The sequence below is a fragment of the Bacillus toyonensis BCT-7112 genome, assembly GCF_000496285.1.
Classification (GTDB): domain Bacteria; phylum Bacillota; class Bacilli; order Bacillales; family Bacillaceae_G; genus Bacillus_A; species Bacillus_A toyonensis.
Window position 1 is genome coordinate 297,798 of record NC_022781.1, and the last position, 19,924, is coordinate 317,721.

23 protein-coding genes and 1 pseudogene are annotated in these 19,924 nt (G+C 34.1%); 4 read left to right on the forward strand and 20 right to left on the reverse strand.

All coding sequences use genetic code 11. From position 1 onward, the window contains the following. Positions 1–4: 4 nt before the first annotated feature. The 11 genes and pseudogenes from BTOYO_RS01535 to BTOYO_RS01585 all read right to left on the reverse strand — a co-directional run bounded on the left by BTOYO_RS01535 (position 5) and on the right by BTOYO_RS01585 (position 8,961). Complete coding sequence (locus BTOYO_RS01535; RefSeq protein ID WP_001075951.1) at positions 5–1,114, reverse strand: DUF58 domain-containing protein; 1,110 nt, start codon at positions 1,112–1,114, stop codon at positions 5–7. Further along, on the reverse strand, positions 1,111–2,043 hold the full coding sequence (locus BTOYO_RS01540; RefSeq protein ID WP_000105664.1) for an AAA family ATPase: 933 nt from the start codon (positions 2,041–2,043) through the stop codon (positions 1,111–1,113). Before BTOYO_RS01540 ends, BTOYO_RS01535 begins: the two co-directional genes overlap by 4 nt. Before the next feature lie 301 nt (positions 2,044–2,344). Further along, complete coding sequence (locus BTOYO_RS01545; RefSeq protein ID WP_001246977.1) at positions 2,345–3,592, reverse strand: PoNi-like cognate immunity protein; 1,248 nt, start codon at positions 3,590–3,592, stop codon at positions 2,345–2,347. 27 nt (positions 3,593–3,619) lie between these two features. After that, positions 3,620–4,147: pseudogene (locus BTOYO_RS01550) on the reverse strand (cytoplasmic protein); the annotation flags it as partial. 329 nt (positions 4,148–4,476) lie between these two features. Then, positions 4,477–4,821, reverse strand: a complete 345-nt coding sequence (locus BTOYO_RS01555; protein ID WP_000656836.1) for a hypothetical protein — start codon at positions 4,819–4,821, stop codon at positions 4,477–4,479. Positions 4,822–4,823: 2 nt separating this feature from the next. Further along, positions 4,824–6,647 (reverse strand): T7SS effector LXG polymorphic toxin, encoded by a 1,824-nt coding sequence (locus BTOYO_RS01560; protein WP_000056091.1) that lies wholly within the window; start codon positions 6,645–6,647, stop codon positions 4,824–4,826. After that, complete coding sequence (locus tag BTOYO_RS01565; RefSeq protein ID WP_000076600.1) at positions 6,644–7,006, reverse strand: DUF3958 family protein; 363 nt, start codon at positions 7,004–7,006, stop codon at positions 6,644–6,646. Before BTOYO_RS01565 ends, BTOYO_RS01560 begins: the two co-directional genes overlap by 4 nt. A gap of 40 nt (positions 7,007–7,046) precedes the next feature. Beyond that, positions 7,047–7,322, reverse strand: coding sequence for a TIGR04197 family type VII secretion effector (locus BTOYO_RS01570; RefSeq protein WP_000503631.1), 276 nt, complete (start codon positions 7,320–7,322; stop codon positions 7,047–7,049). A gap of 213 nt (positions 7,323–7,535) precedes the next feature. Further along, the gene (locus BTOYO_RS01575) at positions 7,536–7,829 is read right to left on the reverse strand and encodes a putative quinol monooxygenase (protein ID WP_000583803.1); all 294 of its coding nucleotides are present in this window, start codon (positions 7,827–7,829) and stop codon (positions 7,536–7,538) included. Positions 7,830–7,875: 46 nt separating this feature from the next. Further along, a complete protein-coding gene (locus BTOYO_RS01580; protein WP_000185391.1) occupies positions 7,876–8,514 on the reverse strand; it encodes a nitroreductase family protein in 639 nt (212 codons plus the stop codon). Positions 8,515–8,532: 18 nt separating this feature from the next. Further along, complete coding sequence (locus tag BTOYO_RS01585) at positions 8,533–8,961, reverse strand: MarR family winged helix-turn-helix transcriptional regulator (RefSeq protein WP_000204170.1); 429 nt, start codon at positions 8,959–8,961, stop codon at positions 8,533–8,535. Positions 8,962–9,225: 264 nt separating this feature from the next. Here BTOYO_RS01585 and BTOYO_RS01590 point away from each other — a divergent pair, with 264 nt between their 5' ends. Beyond that, the gene (locus BTOYO_RS01590; protein WP_000207785.1) at positions 9,226–11,169 is read left to right on the forward strand and encodes an elongation factor G; all 1,944 of its coding nucleotides are present in this window, start codon (positions 9,226–9,228) and stop codon (positions 11,167–11,169) included. A gap of 51 nt (positions 11,170–11,220) precedes the next feature. Here the strand turns inward: BTOYO_RS01590 and BTOYO_RS01595 are convergent, their stop codons facing one another. Together BTOYO_RS01595 and BTOYO_RS01600 are read right to left on the reverse strand one after the other, a co-directional pair. Then, entirely contained in the window at positions 11,221–11,865 is a 645-nt protein-coding gene (locus tag BTOYO_RS01595; RefSeq protein ID WP_000679122.1) for an alpha/beta family hydrolase, read from the reverse strand. A gap of 20 nt (positions 11,866–11,885) precedes the next feature. After that, a complete protein-coding gene (locus BTOYO_RS01600) occupies positions 11,886–12,353 on the reverse strand; it encodes an NUDIX hydrolase (RefSeq protein ID WP_000366234.1) in 468 nt (155 codons plus the stop codon). A gap of 196 nt (positions 12,354–12,549) precedes the next feature. On the opposite strand from BTOYO_RS01600, the gene BTOYO_RS01605 reads away from it, so the two are divergent. Continuing rightward, on the forward strand, positions 12,550–13,341 hold the full coding sequence (locus tag BTOYO_RS01605) for a DUF4240 domain-containing protein (protein ID WP_000449134.1): 792 nt from the start codon (positions 12,550–12,552) through the stop codon (positions 13,339–13,341). A gap of 60 nt (positions 13,342–13,401) precedes the next feature. On the opposite strand, the gene BTOYO_RS01610 is transcribed toward BTOYO_RS01605, so the two are convergent. From BTOYO_RS01610 to BTOYO_RS01620, 3 genes are read right to left on the reverse strand one after another with little or no spacing between them, the layout of a single operon-like run. Continuing rightward, positions 13,402–13,833, reverse strand: a complete 432-nt coding sequence (locus tag BTOYO_RS01610; protein WP_000265757.1) for an SMI1/KNR4 family protein — start codon at positions 13,831–13,833, stop codon at positions 13,402–13,404. 31 nt (positions 13,834–13,864) lie between these two features. Beyond that, positions 13,865–14,401 carry a hypothetical protein gene (locus tag BTOYO_RS01615; protein WP_000621041.1) on the reverse strand — a complete coding sequence of 179 codons (537 nt, stop codon included), beginning with the start codon at positions 14,399–14,401 and terminating at the stop codon, positions 13,865–13,867. Positions 14,402–14,431: 30 nt separating this feature from the next. Continuing rightward, positions 14,432–15,457 (reverse strand): SDR family oxidoreductase, encoded by a 1,026-nt coding sequence (locus BTOYO_RS01620; protein WP_000697711.1) that lies wholly within the window; start codon positions 15,455–15,457, stop codon positions 14,432–14,434. Between the two features lie 169 nt (positions 15,458–15,626). Between BTOYO_RS01620 and BTOYO_RS01625 the strand changes: the two genes are divergently transcribed. Beyond that, on the forward strand, positions 15,627–16,382 hold the full coding sequence (locus BTOYO_RS01625; protein ID WP_002038994.1) for a CPBP family intramembrane glutamic endopeptidase: 756 nt from the start codon (positions 15,627–15,629) through the stop codon (positions 16,380–16,382). Positions 16,383–16,565: 183 nt separating this feature from the next. On the opposite strand, the gene BTOYO_RS01630 is transcribed toward BTOYO_RS01625, so the two are convergent. Genes BTOYO_RS01630 through BTOYO_RS01645 form a run of 4 tightly spaced genes read right to left on the reverse strand, consistent with a single transcriptional unit; the run spans position 16,566 to position 19,358 of the window. Next, complete coding sequence (locus tag BTOYO_RS01630) at positions 16,566–17,507, reverse strand: serine hydrolase domain-containing protein (protein WP_000846445.1); 942 nt, start codon at positions 17,505–17,507, stop codon at positions 16,566–16,568. Positions 17,508–17,530: 23 nt separating this feature from the next. Then, complete coding sequence (locus tag BTOYO_RS01635; protein WP_000446743.1) at positions 17,531–18,421, reverse strand: AraC family transcriptional regulator; 891 nt, start codon at positions 18,419–18,421, stop codon at positions 17,531–17,533. Positions 18,422–18,468: 47 nt separating this feature from the next. Beyond that, a complete protein-coding gene (locus tag BTOYO_RS01640) occupies positions 18,469–18,939 on the reverse strand; it encodes a GNAT family N-acetyltransferase (RefSeq protein ID WP_001266068.1) in 471 nt (156 codons plus the stop codon). 17 nt (positions 18,940–18,956) lie between these two features. Then, the gene (locus BTOYO_RS01645; RefSeq protein ID WP_002038991.1) at positions 18,957–19,358 is read right to left on the reverse strand and encodes a DUF3980 domain-containing protein; all 402 of its coding nucleotides are present in this window, start codon (positions 19,356–19,358) and stop codon (positions 18,957–18,959) included. A 96-nt stretch (positions 19,359–19,454) separates the two neighbouring features. Between BTOYO_RS01645 and BTOYO_RS01650 the strand changes: the two genes are divergently transcribed. Beyond that, positions 19,455–19,907, forward strand: a complete 453-nt coding sequence (locus BTOYO_RS01650; RefSeq protein ID WP_000624014.1) for an NUDIX hydrolase — start codon at positions 19,455–19,457, stop codon at positions 19,905–19,907. The last annotated feature ends 17 nt before the right edge of the window (positions 19,908–19,924 follow it).

Below are 19,924 nucleotides of genomic sequence, written 5' to 3' on the forward strand. Positions count from 1 at the left end.
CTTCTTATTCTTTCATTACAATCCATTTATTCGTTCTACTGCATTTCTTTGGTGAAGTACCAATAATTAAAGGAACCGCATCCAGTTCCTTTCGACGAAAACCAGCTGTGTAAAAGTAAGAAGAAGATATAGGCGTATCTTGGTCTGATATCGAGGCAAGTATCCTTAATACATTTTGCAAATGTTTCCGATTATCCCCATTTTTTATATGTAGCAAACCGTTATCTTTTACACTATTGATCCATACTTCAAATGAACAGTTTTGCATGAGCAATTGTTTACATATACCCGCCGTTAATTCAATTAGTTCCTCTGTATCATTTCGCAAAGAAACACCACTTTTATTTTGCAAGTTGAGATAAATCGCGTATTTATCACATTGTGTTCGCTCATACTTTTTCGCAGTTATCGTCCCTGTTTTCGCCGTTGCACTCCAGTGGATGGAACGAAAATCTTCATTTTCATAAGACTTTACTCCCATTACTTTCGTTTCATCATATAAGGGTGAAGACATCGCTTTTCGAAATCCTCGTGACCATTCTTGTAATTCAGGAACTTGTATTTTCGGAACAGCTGGTAAAACTAAATAAGACGGCGTATCAACTTGTTTATATGTTATATTGTTCGTTATAAATCCAAAGAGATCGGTAATCACAATTTCAACTTCTTCCCATTTCGCGATGCCTCTTTTTAACGCTACAGCTTGCAAATCAAATGAAACTGACTCCTTTCCTTTTAAATTAAAATTCATATAATAATTTGAACCTGTACTATGATTTTTGTTTATTTCATCATGATTCCAAGTTAGCTTATTTTCACATTTAAATCGAAATACGATATTAAGAATAGGAAATATCGACTTGTTTGAAATTTTCATTTTGCACATATTCGTTTCACCTATAAAAACGTTCGAATTCCCTTGACTGTATTCCCATTGAACACGAGATACTTTACGTATATATACATGCATAGCACCTATTAAAATTACATATAAAAATACGAGAGATAAAAACAGTAGATTACTTGAAAATACACTTAAAATAACGGCTACAACTGACATAACCCCCATTACGAAAGGCTCCGCTAAAGGTGTATACACAAGCTGTTGATTCATCGTACATTCTCCACTGGCACACTAATCGTATGAAGAATTTCTTTCATAATTTGTTCTTTCATCGTTTTCATCTCTCCCTCAATCGTTAACGTTAAACGATGAGCACAAACTGATGCAGCGAGCGTCTTAATATCATCTGGCGTACAGTAATCTCTTTCATTTAATATTGCCCGTGCTTGAATTGCTCTCATAAATGCCAACGTTCCCCGAGGGCTTACACCAATTTCAATTAACTCATGGTTACGAGTTACTTCAATAATTTCAAGGAGATAATCTTGCACATCATTCCCTACTAACACTTCTCTTGCACGCTTTTGCATCGTAATAATTTCTTCACTTGAAATAATAGAATGTAACGTTTCTAACGGATCATTCATTTGAAACCGATTCATCATTTCCTTTTCAGCTTCTCTCGTAGGATAACCTTGGCGTATTGTGAGTAAAAACCGGTCTAACTGAGCATCTGGTAACGGAAATGTGCCCGCTGATTCGAGTGGATTTTGCGTTGCTATAACTAAAAAAGGTTCTGGTAATGAATGTGTCTGTTTCGCAATTGTAACAGTACGCTCTTCCATAACCTCAAGTAACGAAGATTGTGTTCTCGGTACAGCTCGATTAATTTCATCCACTAATACGATATTTGCAAAAATGGGGCCTAACCTCGTTTTAAAATCCGATTCCTTCACATCAAAATATTCAAGACCAATAACATCTCCAGGCAAAGTATCCGCTGTAAATTGTATTCTTTGAAATTTAGCGTCCACACTTTTAGCCAAACTTTTCGCTAACGTTGTTTTTCCTGTCCCAGGTACATCCTCTAATAAAATGTGTCCTCTTGCTATTAGAGCAATGGCTGCTAGTTCTATCGATTCGTCTTTTCCTATAATAACTTTCGAAATATTGTTAGTAATTTTCTTTAATGTACTCATATAGTAATCTACCACCTTTTAATTATCTAAAAATTAAGAATATATTTTTTCCAAATTATAACATGCATTTCAAAGATGAAATACAGTGAAAATGAATCTTTTATTTTTTCTTCATTGCACGCAAAAAAGCACCTATTGTCGTATATTGACAATGAGGTGCTTAACTCAATCCAACAGCTTTCTTTCCCTCTAATTTTTAGTAACAATACATCCTTTTTTCTCCCACGCATGCATTGTTTTCAATTAACTAGTAAAATGCATTCTAATATTACATATAATGAAAACCATTTCTATTTTATCGTTATAGAACTTCCTCTACATCGACACTCTCTATCTTTACTTCATACATATTTGGGATGTTTGCTTCTTTTGGTACCCATGCATAATAATTTTGATCATTTTCTAACATAAATTGAACTAACTTTGTTTCTGAAACATTCCAGAAATTTTTAAGATTATCAATGTAGTCCTCTAAATCTTCTTTATAGTCCAATTGTAATATATAATCTCTTAATGTCAGGGCAAACACAATTAAACTTCCTAATAGATTTTTTTGCTCGTTTTCTTCTTCATACTCTTGTGGTAAGAACCACACTTGACCTATTCCTATCGTTTTTTTGTATTTTTCATAAAAACTACTATCACCCATATTCTCATAGTCATGGATCAATTCATTGACCAATGAATGCCATTTTGGAGGAATAATGTTTTCCAATGCAGAATTATTTTCAATTCCTTCTACTATATCCTCGATTTCTTCTGTCTCATCTTCATAGTGATATTCACTTAGGTCTATATGCTTGTATTTCATTTCATTTTTATAATGTGCCAAATCATATGGATAATGGTTATTATCTTTTAAACTTGTATCATCAAGTTCGAGTATCTTTACTAGTGCAGCTGTCTCAAAGCTCCAGTACCCTACATATCCAGGTTCTTTATGTGCATTTTTCCATTCATAATCATAATGGCCTTTAAACCATTCTTTCTCCATATACGTTTGTAATCTTTTAGACGCTTCTTTTTTATCTGTTTGTGCAAGTTCTATAATCTCTCTCGTTTTTGCATATGAATTTTCTTTATAATATCTGTTCGTCATTTTTATGTATCCGATATCACTAGCGCATAAGAGGAAATCAATTACTGCGTCGTTCATATTTTTTGTATCAACTATCTTTTTTAATCTTTCTATATTCTTTTTATCCGTTTCTAACAAAATTCCTAAGGAAATCATCCAAATTAGACTTAAATATCCAATTTCCCTACTCCCTGTATTCTCTAAATCATAAATTGCATTATGAAAATCTTCTTCTATTACACTAATTTCTTCCCCTAAAGAATACTTTGCCCTAATATCCTCCATCTCATATCTAAAATTGGCTAGATAGGTCCCTTCTATAATACTCTTATTATCTTTAGAATATCTTTGAATTCCATTTTTAGTATCTTCTTCTAAACTTTTAATATCTTCTCTATTTTCCTCTATAAACTCTTTATTATATTCAATTCCTTCTCTACATTTTTCTTCTATACATAAATAATTTCTCATATCATTCAATTCCTCCTCGCTTCTAAATTATGGCCACTCTCCAACGATGTTACCCTTTGCATCTATCTTAAATGTTTTAACCTTTCCACTACTATCGACTTTTGATAATACTCTTTCTACCTTATCTCTCTCCAACGCTTTCGTAATCTTATCTGCTAATCTTTTATCTCCATCAACAGCTTTCAATATTCTACTTTTTTCAGTCTTCACACCTGTCAACCAATCATCCGACATTTGTCGTCCATCTTTAGTTTTCCCTAATTGTGAACTGCCAAATTTAGCTTCATCAATAACATATTTGATCTTTGATTCTGCATTTGTATTTTCGTATAATCCATCAATTCCTTTTACTATTTTATCATTTATGCCTGATGTTGCACTTTTTCCGACTGGCTTTAAATCAAATCCAGCATCTTTTAAACTTTGATTATTCAATAAATTGTCACTTGATTTTATTTCACCATAATTACCTTTTTGCTTATTTGTAGCTGTTTTTGCATCAAAATTATCTACAGTTGTATTTTTACTACTGCTAGGTTTACCGTTAGCCGTATCCTAAGTATCATCCTTAGCCCCTTTAACTCAACCAATTTCTTCCTAAAGCTTTGAAATCTTACTTTGAGTATAGGCTTTCGTGTCTTTATGACTTAGGGTGATTGCCTCTTCAAATATTAACTACTATAATTACAAGTAAATTAAAACAAACTTAAAAGGAATGAATTCTTTACTATACAGAATTCATTCCTCACTAGTTGCTTAAAATATTTATCTAACTCTTTAGTTTCAATTCACATTCAATATCCCCTAAACATACATTAAATTTAAATTTCCCTCCATATTTTTAAATTCCTAAAAATGATGGAAAGCTAGCATACCCTGCAAGCTTATGCTGAATACCACTCTTCCGTAGAAAAATTATCAGCATTTGAATTTCCTTCTAACTCCCATTCGCTAATAAAATTAATTATTTCTCCTAAAATTAGATTTATATCATGATTTTTTATAATCAAACCTCTATGATTATTCCAAGTCAAATCAATTTCGATATTTATATTCAACTCATCCTCACATTTACTTAAAAAGTCATTCATTACTAAGGTAAAACATAAATTTACAAAATTATCAGAAACCCAAATTACGGATGAATCATCATTAACCTTCTCTATTCTAAATCTTAAATTATTGTATGCAATCCACTTTATATTACCTTGTATTTTTTCTTCTTTCATAATTAATTTCCTCCCATACTATGAAATAATCCTGTCAAGACATCCATTGCTGGATTTGTTTTTAAACTGCCATATATCACATCTTCCCATGAACCATACTTTTTATAAAGTTGTTCAGGTGTAGGTCCTTCTGCCCTGCCATATTCAAGAATATTTCTTTCTTTCATTGCATTCAATCCATCTAAATTATTAGATTTTATATACGTTTCCATTCTTCCTTGATTTCGCTCTTCAACTTTCAATCTAGCAATTTCCTCCATAGATAGCCCATCATTTTGAAGATTTTTAATATCTTGTTCTAGTTGTATTCTTTTTTGTTGTATTTTTTCATGATACTTTATTCTTTCGCTTCTTGCATAACCTACTTCATCACCATTTGTCCAGTCTACCCCAAACTTATTTAAGGCAGATTCCTTCTTAGGTGAATATCCATATACAGCTTCAGTATTTCCCTCAATCTCCTTTGCTATCTTAGGATTATCTAATGGATTTCGAAGTTTAGAATTTATTTCTATTCTGGTACCACCAGCCTCGACTATATCATCAAGATAATTGCTTACAGTTTTACCCGTACCCTTACCACCATCTTTAGACTTCGCAAACTTATAATAAGCTTCTATTAATTCGCCTTGAGGTATTTTGGTTACAATAGTTCCACCAACACTAGAGAATGCATAGGAAGCATTTCTCTTAAATGATTGTAACATTTCAAACGTAGGCTTCAATTCTTTTGCCAGTTTTACTGCATTAGCAAATGTACTTACTCCACTTGATGCTTTTGCTCCTTTTGTGATATGGCCTACTTTATTTAGTGCCCTATCGCCTAATATTGTGGTAGCTATTTGTGTTAATCCATAGGTAGTCAATTCTGTACGACTCTCTGCATCTCCCTCTATCATATCTCGTTTTATTTTATTTGAAAATGCATGCCACATATTTTTTGCAGTTTCATCCAAATGGAAAAGTGCATAGGTTACATTAATAAAAGTTCCTATGTCCATATTACTTAAAGCTATTGCGGACTCGATTTCATCACCAATAGCTTTCCCCGCTCCTCTTTGAATAGCTTCCCACATCTTTTTCGCTGTTTCAAACGTGCCAACTATACTGTCTGCCGCATCGTCCCAAGCATTTCTAACCGGAGATTTCTCCTCAATTATGTTATTTGTTTCTATATCTTTAATTGACTGATCATTTTTTCGGGCTGTTTCTTCTATAATCCCCTGAATAGAACTCACCCAATCCATATTCAACCCTTGTGTACTAAACGTACCACTCACTGGACTAAATCCTTTCCCGCTTTGCACTTCAGCGAGTCCGGCTGTGATGCTAGCTGCTAATTGGAGGGCGGTACTGTAGTTGTTGCTGGATGAATGATTGAATTCATATAAATGCTCAAGTTTTTCTTCCAGTTTTTTTCTCATTGCACCTAATACCGTTACACTCGCATTTACTCCGGGCATTGGTATAAGTACTTCTATTGCTTCTATACTTGTAATCGATTGATTAATTCCCCGTATTTGTTCTCTTATTTCTTGTTCGATCACATCTGTCGAAGCAACTTTTGCTTGAAAATCATTTGGAAATGCTTCGTTTTGGCGAATTAATTCTTCACATAAGCATATGATTCCTTGTGCTAATGGCCGAAATGTTTGGACAAGGTAGGCTTTTGCACTACTGTATGTTTGTCCTTGTAGTACTGTATCTACCGCAAATGCATCAATAGATTGAATGGCTTGTTCCATACTTTCAATCGTAGCATTACATATAGCGTTCATACTTTGAGTTTGACTTTGTACTTCTCCCAAATACATGTTTAAACTCATGTATTGGCCTCCCTTTGTAGTTGCTGCTGTTCATAGGAAAGGTCGTTTTCTTTCTCACTGAGATGCCGTTTTTCTTTAAGCAACGTCTCTTTTTCATTTTCTAATTCGAATGTAAGTTTTCTTTCATACTGTCCGATTTCTTGCCGCATATTCGTAAAAAGATGAAACACTTCTTTGTCGCCGTGCCAAGTTTCTAGTATTCGGTTAAATAAACGATTGCTTCTATTTTTCCATTCATGAAAACTAGCCTCAGCTCGTTCTTGATTTTGCAGCGCAATTCGGTTTTCATTTTGTTCTTCAAATATAATTCGTAATTTTTGATTACATTGACTCATTCTCGTTTCAATTTCTTGACTCATCTTTTCTCCCTACCTTTTCCCCTTTACGTAGGCTGTTACATTATTGAAAAGTCTTTTGAAGTCCTGTATCCATTTTCTCAAATTCATTTGCTACGGAATGGATATTATCAATTGTTTGTTGAAAAGCAGCACAAAATTGTTTCGTGATCTGCAAATTTTGTTGATTTGCTTCTTGTGCTTTGAAGTTCACAGATAGTGTAGTACGCGTTGCCTTATTTATAGAGCGACTAGTAGCACTTTGCATTCTATTTGAAGCAGTTCTCATTTTCGTTGCAAGTTGCGTTGCTCTATGCAAATTACTTTGAAATTCTCCCATCACTTACTCTCCTCTACCTTTTATCCACAAGAAAATTATACCATGGAAAAATATTCTAATAAACTGAATGTTCGAACTTGACATTCAATTCATCGATGTTAGTAAGGAGAAAAGCAACACTTATCTTTCAACATAACTGTTTCGAGAGTCGCTTCCACTTATACAAAAAAAGATGACCTCAGCCATTCGCTAAAGTCATCTTTTTCTAACTTATTATTTCACTAACTCTCCATTATAAGCTTTTATATCAAGCGGAGCAGTTAAAAATTGTGCTGCTTTACTAACGAAAGATGTGAAGTGTTCACTCGTATTATGGCTCGCAACTGCCGCTTCATCTTTCCATACTTCTACCATCGTATAAACACTTTCTTTTTCTGAATCTTTATATAAGTCATAAGATACATTTCCACTTTCTTCTCTTGAACCGTGAATGAGTGGCTGAATTTCTTCTAAAAATGCTTGTTGTTTCGCTGGATCTACTTGAAATATTGCGTGAATAATAATCATGGTGCTTCCCCTCTCATCTTTCACTTATTGAAGTTCTTTTATAAAATTATTTCCACTCTGCAACTTTTTCAATTGGAAGACGCACTGATTGGTAACCACTGTCAGCAGCTTTCCCGATTGAAATTAGCATTACTGGTACGTAGCGTTCTTTATCTAATCCGAAAGCTTCTGCAATTTGGTCTTTTTCAAATCCACCAATTGGACAAGTGTCATAACCGTGCGCACGAGCTGCTAGCATAAATTGCATCGCTACAAGACCACCATCAATTAATACTGTATCTTTCATTACTTCTGGTGTAACCATAGAGAAGTAAGCTGAAAGTTTTTTCATTTGATCTTCTTTTACTTCTGCTGGCATAAGTCCACGCTCTACTGCTGTACCGTAAATTTCTTCTGCGTTATCGAAGTTGTTTAAATCACCAAATAAAGCGATCATTGCTGAAGATGTTTCTACTTGAGATTGATTGAATTTCGCAAGTGGCGCAAGTGTTGCTTTCGCTTCGTCACTTTCAATCACTACGAATCTCCATGGTTGCATGTTTACTGAAGATGGTGCAAGTGTTGCTTCTGTAAGAATTTCTGTCATTTCTTCTTTGCTAATTTTCACTGAAGGGTCGTACTTACGAATTGAACGACGTCCTGTTAAAATTTCGTTAAAATCATTTGTTTTTACTGAGTTAGTCATAGTTGTATTCTCCCTTTTTTATAATTCTTTTATATTTTCTTGAATGTGATTTAAAATATTTAAAAGATTATCGCGTTCTTCCTCACTTAATCCTTTAAATGCAGATGCTGCAAAACGTTCTTTTTCCTCTTGAAACGCCTGAATTTTATTTCGTCCCTCTTCAGTAAGAGAAACTAACGTAATTCTGTTATCATCTGGATTTTTACGTCTTACAATCATTTCATTGGCCTCAAGCTGCTTTAAATGCCTTGTTATCGCAGCATTATCAATATTCACTTCTTGTTGAAGCGCTTTTTGACTAATTTCACCTACTTCATATAACTGAAGTATAAGCTCTAATCGAGACTGGCTCATACCCGTACACCCTTCAAACTTCGAACTTACTTCTTTATTTAGAAAGTGTAATTTATATAAAATAATCGCTTCTTTTGAGCATGAACTTGTCAAACTACCCCTCCTTTACATCCAAATCAAAAACATTTGATGTATCAATAGTTGATATGTCAATTAATATAATCTATATCGATTTAGAATGCAAGCATTTTGTTTTCATTCTATTTTTTCCAAAATAAGGCGCTTTGTAGCTTTACAAAAAATGCAAATTACATTATAATAGTAATAATTTAAATGACTGGAGTGTGATTGTAATGCGGCAATACACAAATAGAAATGAGGAAATGAAAATGGAAAATGAAATGAGGATATTTATATATGACAACAATAAATATAGGGATTGTCGCGCACGTAGACGCTGGCAAGACGAGTTTGACTGAGCGTATTCTTTATGAAACGAATGTGATTAAAGAAATTGGCCGAGTTGATAGTGGTAATACGCAAACTGACTCAATGGAATTAGAAAGACAGCGCGGAATTACAATTAAAGCATCTGTCGTTTCTTTCTGTATTGATGATGTAAAAGTAAATGTCATTGATACACCTGGACACGCTGATTTTATCGCTGAAGTGGAGCGATCATTCCGCGTTCTAGACGGTGCGATTTTAGTTATCTCTGCCGTTGAAGGTGTGCAAGCACAAACAAAAATTTTAATGCGAACATTACAGAAACTAAACATACCGACAATTTTATTCGTTAATAAAATTGATCGTAGTGGCGCAAACACTGAAAAAGTTATGAAACAAATAAAAGAGGTTCTTTCAAATGAAGCATTCCCCTTCTACTCTGTTCTAAACGAAGGAACGAAAGAAGCCCGGATCATTGAATACAAATCATATGACGATTGTATGGAACGAGTAGCACCATATAATGAAACGTTGCTTGAATCATATGTAAATAATGAAGTAGTACCCGACGTGCGATTAAGAAAAGAACTAGAAAAACAAATACAGCAAGCAAATGTGTATCCAATCTTTTTCGGCTCAGCAATGACAGGTATGGGAGTAACTGAACTACTTGAAAATATTTCAGCCCTAATTCCAGCTGAAATATCGGCACAAGATGGAACATTATCTGGTGTTGTGTTTAAAATCGAACGTGAATCTTCTGGTGAAAAAATCGCTTATGTAAGAGTTTTTTCTGGTAGTCTACACGTTAGAAAATATGTTGATATTCAGCGAAGTAAGTCTCAATCACATAAAGAAAAAATTAAAAAAATGTGCATGTTTCATAACGGAAATGCAGTTCAAGCTTCTACCGTTCCTAGCGGAGAATTTTGTAAAGTGTGGGGACTGAGTGATATTAAAATTGGTGATATTATTGGTGAACGGACGGATTATATAAAAGATATTCACTTTGCCGAACCGCAAATGGAAACTGCCATTGATGCAGTACCAAAAGAACGAATTCATGATTTATACGCTGCACTTATGGAACTATGCGAAGAAGATCCGCTCATTAAAGTGTGGAAAGACGATGTTCATAATGAACTATACATTCGCCTTTTCGGTGAGGTGCAAAAAGAAGTGATTGAAACGACACTTCATGAGAAATATAATTTACAGGTTACTTTTTCAAATACACGAGTTGTGTGTATTGAAAAACCAATTGGCATAGGAAATAGTGTTGAAGTAATGGGTGAAAAAGAGAATCCATTTTACGCAACAATCGGTTTCAAAGTTGAACGTGGGAAGCATAACTCTGGCATAACGTACAACTTAGGTGTTGAACTTGGATCACTACCTTTAGCATTTCATAAAGCGATTGAAGATACGGTATTTCAAACGTTAAAACAAGGTTTATACGGATGGGAAGTTACGGACATTATCGTCACGTTAACACATACTGGTTATGCAAGCCCTGTTACAACAGCGAGTGACTTTAGAAACTTAACACCGCTCGTTTTAATGGATGCTTTACAGCTAGCTGAAACATGTGTATTTGAGCCATTAAACGAATTTGAATTAACTGTACCAGAGCACGCAATTAGTACCGCAATGTATAAGCTCGCAGCCATTCCAGCAACTTTCACAGAACTTATATTGCATAATGATTCTTATCACTTAACTGGATCGTTACCTATTGCGAAAACAGAAAATTTTAAACAAATGCTCCATTCATTTACAGAAGGAGAAGGAATCTTTACAACGAAGCCAGCTGGTTTCACAAAGCTTACGGCCCCCTTCCCTACTCGAAAACGCGTTGACTTTAATCCGCTGAATCGAAAGGATTATTTGCTTCATGTGTTGAAGGCTTATTAAATAAAAAAGAGGTGCAAATTGCACCTCTTTTTGCATGTATTGAAACTTAAATTAGTTTGTCCTAACAACTTCTTTAAGTGTTTCTATTACTTTCGCTATAGCTTCAATTGAATTCTCTGTTTCATATTCCCCAACATGTAAAGAATGGTTTGCATTATTGACAATTTCAATCTTTAGATTCGAATGATCTAATTGCTCAATTTGATCTGCATTGTATTGATGATCTCTATCCCCAATTACCAACAGCCCTTCGTGTCGACTATGTAAGATAGAATCAAAAATCGAATTAAAAGTTAACAATGGTGTAAGTAATATCATTTTTGACTGTGAAAATTCTTCTCTCTTCATTAAATCATTCGCAATTGGAATTGTTCCAAGTGATTTTCCTAAAAACATCGAATCGTTGTATTGTCCACTTTTTAGCACTTCATTAATGATAGGGTTAATATCATCCATCATTACTTTCGTTACTACTTCCATTGGTTTTTCCATTAATTGTCCATCGTAGGAATAATGAATATATACTACATCTATTTTATGTTCAAGCATTAACATTGTTGCATAATAAAATAAAGGCTTGTCATAATTATAGCCTGAACCTGAGAACATAAAGCATACCGCACTGGAACCCTTTTCGATATGTGTGTAACGAATGACTTTATCATCTATATGTATCTCTTTTTTAGTCCCCTTCACCGTTTTCCCTCCAGATACGTTTACTTTTGTAAAACGATATGTTCTGTCTGAACTGGTAAATCCTTTACTTTCTCTTTTATAAACGCTGGCTGTAAGTTGTATGCATCTAACTCTTCTATCGGCACCCACTTAAACATATATGTTCTATCCTCTTCATTCAGAATATATTGATCTGCCCCATTTGCAGGTAATTCTTTCAGCTCTACTTCATAGTAAAAACTAATTTCATGGAACTTTCGCTCAGAAAGTGTAAAGAAATTTTCTACTGACCATATTAATCTCTTTACTTCAATTGGAACAGCTAGTTCTTCAGCAAGCTCTCGTTTTAACGCATCTTCACTATTTTCTAGCATTTTCACTCTTCCGCCTGGTACATACCAAAAATCTTCACCGTCACCTTGCAGAATGAGTATTTTATTATCATGTTTACAAATTGCTCCGACTCGGTAATTAAAACATGTTTCCTCTACTTTAAACGTAAGGTCCATCCCGAATTCCCCCTATTTATTAAATATCGAATTATTGCAAAACAATTATGTAATTACTGTAAAGATAAGGTTACTAAATTTATCCACTTCATTCAATCATTTTCGAATTTTCCAAACGCTTATTTTTCATCATTACAAGTGTATATACATATGTTACAATCACATTGCATACTAGAAAAATATGATGGGGGTACGAATGGAAACGTTATTAATCCAGCAAACTGAGAAATCAAATAAGTTTTGGAAAATCGTTGTGAAAGAAAGCGACTACGTTGTGTTTTACGGGAAAATTGGCACAGCTGGTAGCGTGAAAGCGAAAGAGTTTGAAACAGAAGAAGAGTGCATAAAAGAAGCTAACAAACTAGTTGCTTCCAAACGTAAAAAAGGATATACAGACCCGTGCCCTGGGGAAGATTATATAAAAGAAAAAACGATAACAGAAGAAGAATTTTGGGGGCTACTCGCTCGCGCTAAAACGAAAGGTGAAGACCAGGAAGAACAAATAGAATGGCTTACTTCTCATCTCTCTAAGCGTACAGTACATGAAATTGTTGCTTTTGATACACATATGCATCATATATTAAAAGCTTCCTATACATCTCGCTTATGGGCAGCAGCCTATATTATTTTAGGCGGTTGTTCGGATGATTGTTTTGATTATTTCCGCGGGTGGTTATTATATCAAGGAAAAGAAACTTACGAAGCGTGTATTGAAGATCCAGAACGGTTAATACATGTATTAGAAAATTTGAGTGAGTATGACGTACCAAACATTGAAGAACTTTCTCTATATTTCGGTTTCACTGTATATGCAGAAAAAACTGGAGATGAAGAAGACACTTACTTTACACTTTACCATGTACTAACTGATGAAAGAGCTCATAATGACGACATTGAATTCGACTGGGATCAAGATGACGAAGAAGGTCTGAAAAAGATGTTTCCTAAGCTGTGGGAACTGTACGGAGAAGAACCGATTGAGTGGTAGATTTACATACGAAAAACGCCTTGTTTTTTAGTAACAAGGCGTTTTTTATTGATACTATGTTTAAATTGTTATCTTCCCACTCTCCCACCACTCCATAAAAGGCTTTAAAGAAGGAGCAATCCACGTTCTACTATCATTTTCATGATTCCACACATATATATCATCTCTTTGTACCATTCCATTCAAAATAGAATAGCCAAACAAATCACCATTTCCGCCATCAGCAAAAAATAATAAACAGTCAAAAGGCATATATAAATCTTTAAAATCCACTATATTTCTCATATTCATATTTTCAGTTTTAATTTTTGAAGCTGACCATATAAAGTCCCCGTACTCACCTTCTATACCGTTTGTTTCCTGTAATAATTGATATAACTCATTAGGTAACTCCACGTGTAACCATTTTTGTATATCAGCAAGTTCATCCTTCGTTGCTGGGTTTTTCATACTTAAGTTTAAAGAAATACTTCGAATGATATTTTTCCACATAACCTTTTATCCTTCCTATAGTCCTTCATGTTCAATCAAGTTTATACCAATAATCAAATTGGGTATGTACTTGGATTATATATGTTATTATCTCTGGATCACTAGGTTGTTTTTCCTTCTTTTTATCTCTAATATCATATTCATTTACATAACGAGTATCTCCTATCTTATCTCGGTAATAATTCCCCTTTTCGGTTTCTACTACTGTACTATCATCTAAAAAATAGAGCTGAATTTCTACACCAGCCTCGTTAGAATTTGGATACTTTAACTTCCCTTTTTTTTGATAGAATGAGATTACTTCTGCCTTCGATTGCTTCGTTTCTATAACACGATTCGCTACCACTTCCCAATATCCGCCATTTGCTAATTCAATCCAATTCTTCTCATCTGCTTCATAATCTTTAATTAGCTTACTATCCAAAGGCATCGGCAATTGAAAAAATTCAGAAGAAAAGGAATGAGAGATATACCACGTACTATTTCCTACGAGAATGACCGTTAGCAAGAGCATTATAACTGTTGAAATTGTCGTCCTTTTTCTAACCTTTTTTAATTGACGTATCATATTTCTCTCCATTCCTATTATCTATAAAAACTATCCATTCCACTTTTCTAATAATTCTTTCTCCCTTTCAACTGAAATACCTGCCTTTAATCCCCTCTCTTTCATTTCATTCACCCAGTCATACACATCTGTAACAGTATCTTCTAATCTTCTAAAAGTAAGCCCTGCTTTAACAGCATTCTCAATACTAATAGAAAATCCACCTTTCCACGGCTTCGTTTCCCCTTCTAATGGAAAAGTTTCCGGAAGCCATAAAGGCATCTCTGTCCAAGGCTGTACTTTATGTTCCTTCATAAAAGATTCATCGACCCAAACGAATTCAGCATCACTATTCGTAACCTTTTTACACGTATTTAATAGCTCTTCCATCGTCAATTCATCATTTGGACCTGTTATATTGAATGTACCGGCTTTATTATTTTCTACCATGTTTAGTCCAAAGCTTGCGACGTCTTTTATATCAACTAATTGCACTGGACGATCTTTTCTTCCTGGTACTAACACTTTCCCGCCCTTTGCTACACGCTGAACCCAGTATGGAAGGCGATCTGTATAATCAAACATTCCCGAAAGAAGTCCTGCTCTTACATGTAAAACACGCCCCGGCCAATAATTCTCTGCTTCTTTTTCACATAATACCTTTAGCGCACCATAATGCTCATAAGGCGATATTTCACCATTCTCTACAGCCTTTATCCGATCACTTGTTGGTTCAGGTTGTAATATATAGTCTTCTTTTATATGATGCAGAATCCAATCTTTATATACGGAAAGGCTTGAGATGAATATATAATGCTTTACATTATCTTTTAATACTTCGCCAACATTCCGAATATGGTGCGGAGAAAACCCACACGTATCTATGACAACGTCCCATTTTCGATTTTCTAAACTTGAGACATCATTATTTCTGTCACCGATTAACTGCTCTACTTCAGGAAAAATTTCTTTATTTGTTCCGCGATTAAATAATGTAACTTCATGCCCTCTTTTTAAAGCCTCTTCTACAAAAGCTCTTCCTAAAAATCGCGTACCACCTAGAATTAAAATCTTCATAGTTCTCCCCCATTCGTGATTGAAAATCCTTTCTTTTGTTAAACGAATTTTTGTTGTGAAAAGTTACGGGATTGGTCTAACTTTTTCCACAAGTTCAACATATGTAATTTCCATTTCATATATAATTAAAATATCGGATATTTGATTAATCACTTATACATGTAAGTAGGTGAAAAATATAAATAGAAATATAGTTTATCATTCAACTCTATGTATTTATTTTCTTACATCGTTTGTATATATCATCTTACTGAACATAGAAAATGGTCGTAATTATTTAGGGTTTACGATGGTTATTCCGCTTTTAGCTGCTATTTTATATCAGAAATTATATAAGAAACAAAAAATGGTTCATACATTTGGAATTTCACGTCCAAAAATAAAACCATTAATTTTCTCCATATTATTGCCACTACTTCTAGGGCTATGTCTACATTTCTATTTTTATATTTATAATATAAAATTCTTATTTAATCATTGTAATGAATTGGGATTTTTCCTACTCATTGGTCTTACAATTGCTGCTTTGTCTGCATTTTTAGAAGAAATCATATGGCGCGGAAATTTTCATTACCATTTACGAAAAAAATATTCATTAAAACAAACAGCAATCATTACTGCATCGCTTTGGTCTTTATGGCATTTACCAGTATCAATCTTTTATAAAAACTATGAATTATGGTTTGTAGGAATATTAAGCTATCTCTCGTTATTATTTATTTTATCTATAATTTTGACGTATACGAGAGAGTATAGCCATTCTGTGATAACACCTGCAATTTCACATGGCATGTTCAATGTATTTTATTTAACAGATGGAGTAGAAACAAAATGCGATATTAGCCTAATGGAATTAGTTAAATTTAGCTTGCTGGCAATTGTGTTTTGCATGATTTATCTAATACATAGAAAAGTTAAAAAATAGTTAAAAGTACCTAAACAAATTATAAAGTACTTCAACACCTTGCAATTATTCAATAATCGTATAGGTGTTGAAGTTTTCTAACTATAGTTGAACAACTTTGTTCTCACAACACTTATTTCAATCATGGAGAATATAACAAGTATAACTTAACCTTTTATTCTTATTTTTATAAAAATAACCATATTAATCTTTTAAATAAGGAAATATGGACTCTTTAATTAACTTCCATCTATCCTCTGCATTCGGTATGACTTCAGAAGCAATCACCACAACCAATTCCTTCTCCGGTACACAACAAATCACATTTCCACCATCGCCCATGGCACAGTATGAAAAGATACCACCCTCTTCTCGTAACCACCATAAGTAACCATATCGATTTGGATTCATCGCCGTTGATTCTTGTATCCACGACTTTGAAAGAATTTGCTTTCTATTATAAGTACCTTCATTCAAATACAAACGTCCAAACTTAGCCATATCCCTAACCGTTAACGTCAGTCCCCATCCGCCAGTTGTAATATCGTTTGGATCGTGAACCCATCCTTTTACATCTTTTCCGAATAAGTCATCAAATCCAAATGCTTTCATATTGTAGTTTGGAATTTCTCTCATACCGAGTGGCTGAAATAGCTGTTCATTCGCAAATTCACGCGCACTTTTTCCTGTTGCACTCGAAATAATTGCTGATAGTACATGTGCTCCTGCAGAAGAATATTTAAAAGATCCAATTTCTCCGCCGTTCCCCATTCTATTAAGTGTATACTGTACCCAATTCTGTTGTGTGCATAGTTCTTCTAACGGTTCCTGCCAGTCTACAAAAGGATATGGAGCTGTCATTGTAAGTAGGTGTCGCACTGTTACTTCTGATGACTTAACGTTATATTCAGGAAAAAACTCTATTACTTTTTGATCAACACTTTTTATATAGCCTTTATCTATACATATCCCAATGAGCGCAGAGATTACCGTTTTTGTGACAGACGCTACATGGTATGCATCATCTGGACCGTAACCATTATAATAGTTTTCAAAAACAACATTACCTTTATGCACTACTAACATACCGTTTATATTTTTATAGTCTTCTTTTATCTTGTAATCCAACTCTTCAAAAGTTTTCATCATTTTTCCCCCTTAATCTATGATTAAAAAGGTTCGATCGGTACATATATATCCACTATATGTTTATGTTCTGGATGCTTTCTTGGATCATTTCTATATACTTCAAAAGGATACGCATCTCTCGGTTTATATCCGCTATTTGGGAGCCATTCGCCGTATAAAAAGTCCCATGCACCTTTATATTCATCTTGACGTATTTCAAAATGGCCTACCGCATATTTCCCTGAAGGTATTACCATTATTCCAATATCACTCGTTCCTACTGCGGATTCATCTGGAATTGTTATACATAAACTTGTTCTTAAATGATAGTCCTCAGTAAATTCATGATGGTCATGGTAAATTGTTAATACTTTCGTATCCCCAAATATATGATAGTTTTGCTCCGCTGCATAACGAAATAATTTCTCTATCATTTTTGGAAAAACTATAGTTAACTCTTCATATGTACCGATATGTCTTATGTATGCGACGTTTCTATCGTCCGCTGTTACAATTTCAACATTTCCTCGAACCTTCTTACATTCATTGTATTGAGAAGGTTCACTTACGTCTTTGCAATTCTTGCTATTGTAGTTTCGATATTGAGATGGACTTACTCCGTAATAATTTTTAAATGTACGGGAGAAAACTGCTGAATCTGTGAAACCGAAGTGATACGCAATGTCTGTGATCGTCATATCCGGACGATATGTAATAAGGTGAGTTGCCCTTTCTAGTTTCAAGCGATTTACATACCGAGATAACGGCTCATCTACTATCCCTTTAAAAATTCTATGAAAATGAAACTTTGAAAATCCTGCTACATCGGCTAACGCTTCAATTGAAAGTGCATCATTTATATGTAATTCTATATAATCTTGCACTTTATAGATGCGACGTAAGTACTCATCTTTACTTTGAACACTCTCCATATACTTTCCTCCTCACAACAAAAAGGCTAACTTCGCGCTAGCCTACTTTACACATGTTTTAAAAATAAAACTCTACTCCCGCCATTCCCATCATAATTTGTATGTACGGATACACCTTCTATTTCATCATCCCCAGCCTCAATTCGAAAGCCGATTTCTTGATGAAATAGTATCGATTTTTTATTTACTGGTGACGTGATTGCTTTTACAACTTTACGGTTGCTTGCACGAGTGACATCAAAGAAATAAGAATACAATGTCGATGCAATTCCTTTTCTTCTATATTTCGGATTGACACCGATAAAATGAACGTACGCTTCCTCTTTATGTGTTTGTGAAAAGAATCCGCATAAGAAACCTAACGTTTCGCCATCTTCTTCAATGATAAAACTCGTTTCTTGAAAATGAACGAAAAATAATTTTGGCAACATAGCAGCCATGTCTCTCCCGCCCCACCATTCATTTAAAACAGAATGAATCTTTACATAATCTTCCCCTTGGATGTTTCTTACTCGCATATGTTTCTCCCTCTCACTCACTTCATTTTTTCATAAATTTTAATGACTGTTTCTACTAATAGGATGAATACCCATATCCCGCAAAATACAAGAACAGACTGGAATATCGATCCAATTATCATAACACCAACTGCACCTGTTATTGAAAATGTTATTCCGCCAAGTCCTGGATCCTGTATAAGTGCTCCGGCAGAAAAAGCTGTTATAATAGATACGATTAAATAAATAACACTCATTATTTTTAATATTTTTATAGAAAGATAAGAATTTTGTCCTTTCTCCACTTGTGATAATTCGATTTCCCCGCTCGCAATTCCTTTTTGAAGACAATCTTCACACAAAAATTCTTCCTTAATTTTTTTACCCCCATGTATTGTACCCGTTATATCTTTACACCTTGAACATTTTCGATTTATCATTTTGATATCACTCCAATCAACAAGGATTACCTTAATACAATTCGTCATTTACCTTATTATCCCTTTTATGTATTTTATAGAGAAAGGTCGTGTTTTATGATTTCAAAGCTTACATTTGGTTCTAAAAATCCCACTGTTCATTATGTATTACAGCCTAGTTGCTATGCGGTTATTTTCCATTCATCTTCTTTAATGATTGCTGTTATCCAAAAAGGAGACCGTTACTTTTTACCTGGTGGCGGTATGGAAGGTAATGAAACAAAAGAAGAATGTTTGCACCGCGAACTACTAGAGGAATTAGGATGGACAATTGAAATTAATCAATATATTGGTAATGCAGCTCGATATTTTTATGCAGAAAAGGAAGATACATATTATTTGAATGATGGGTTCTTTTATATTACAAACATGGTGCAGAAACAAACTGAAAACTGTGAGGAGGATCATGTTCTAAGGTGGATATCTCCATTGCATGCTGTAGAATTTCTACTTCATGATCATCAAAAATGGGCCATTGAACAAGCTCTTTTATTACGAAAACAAAAATGATCTCCTTCTATATGAAA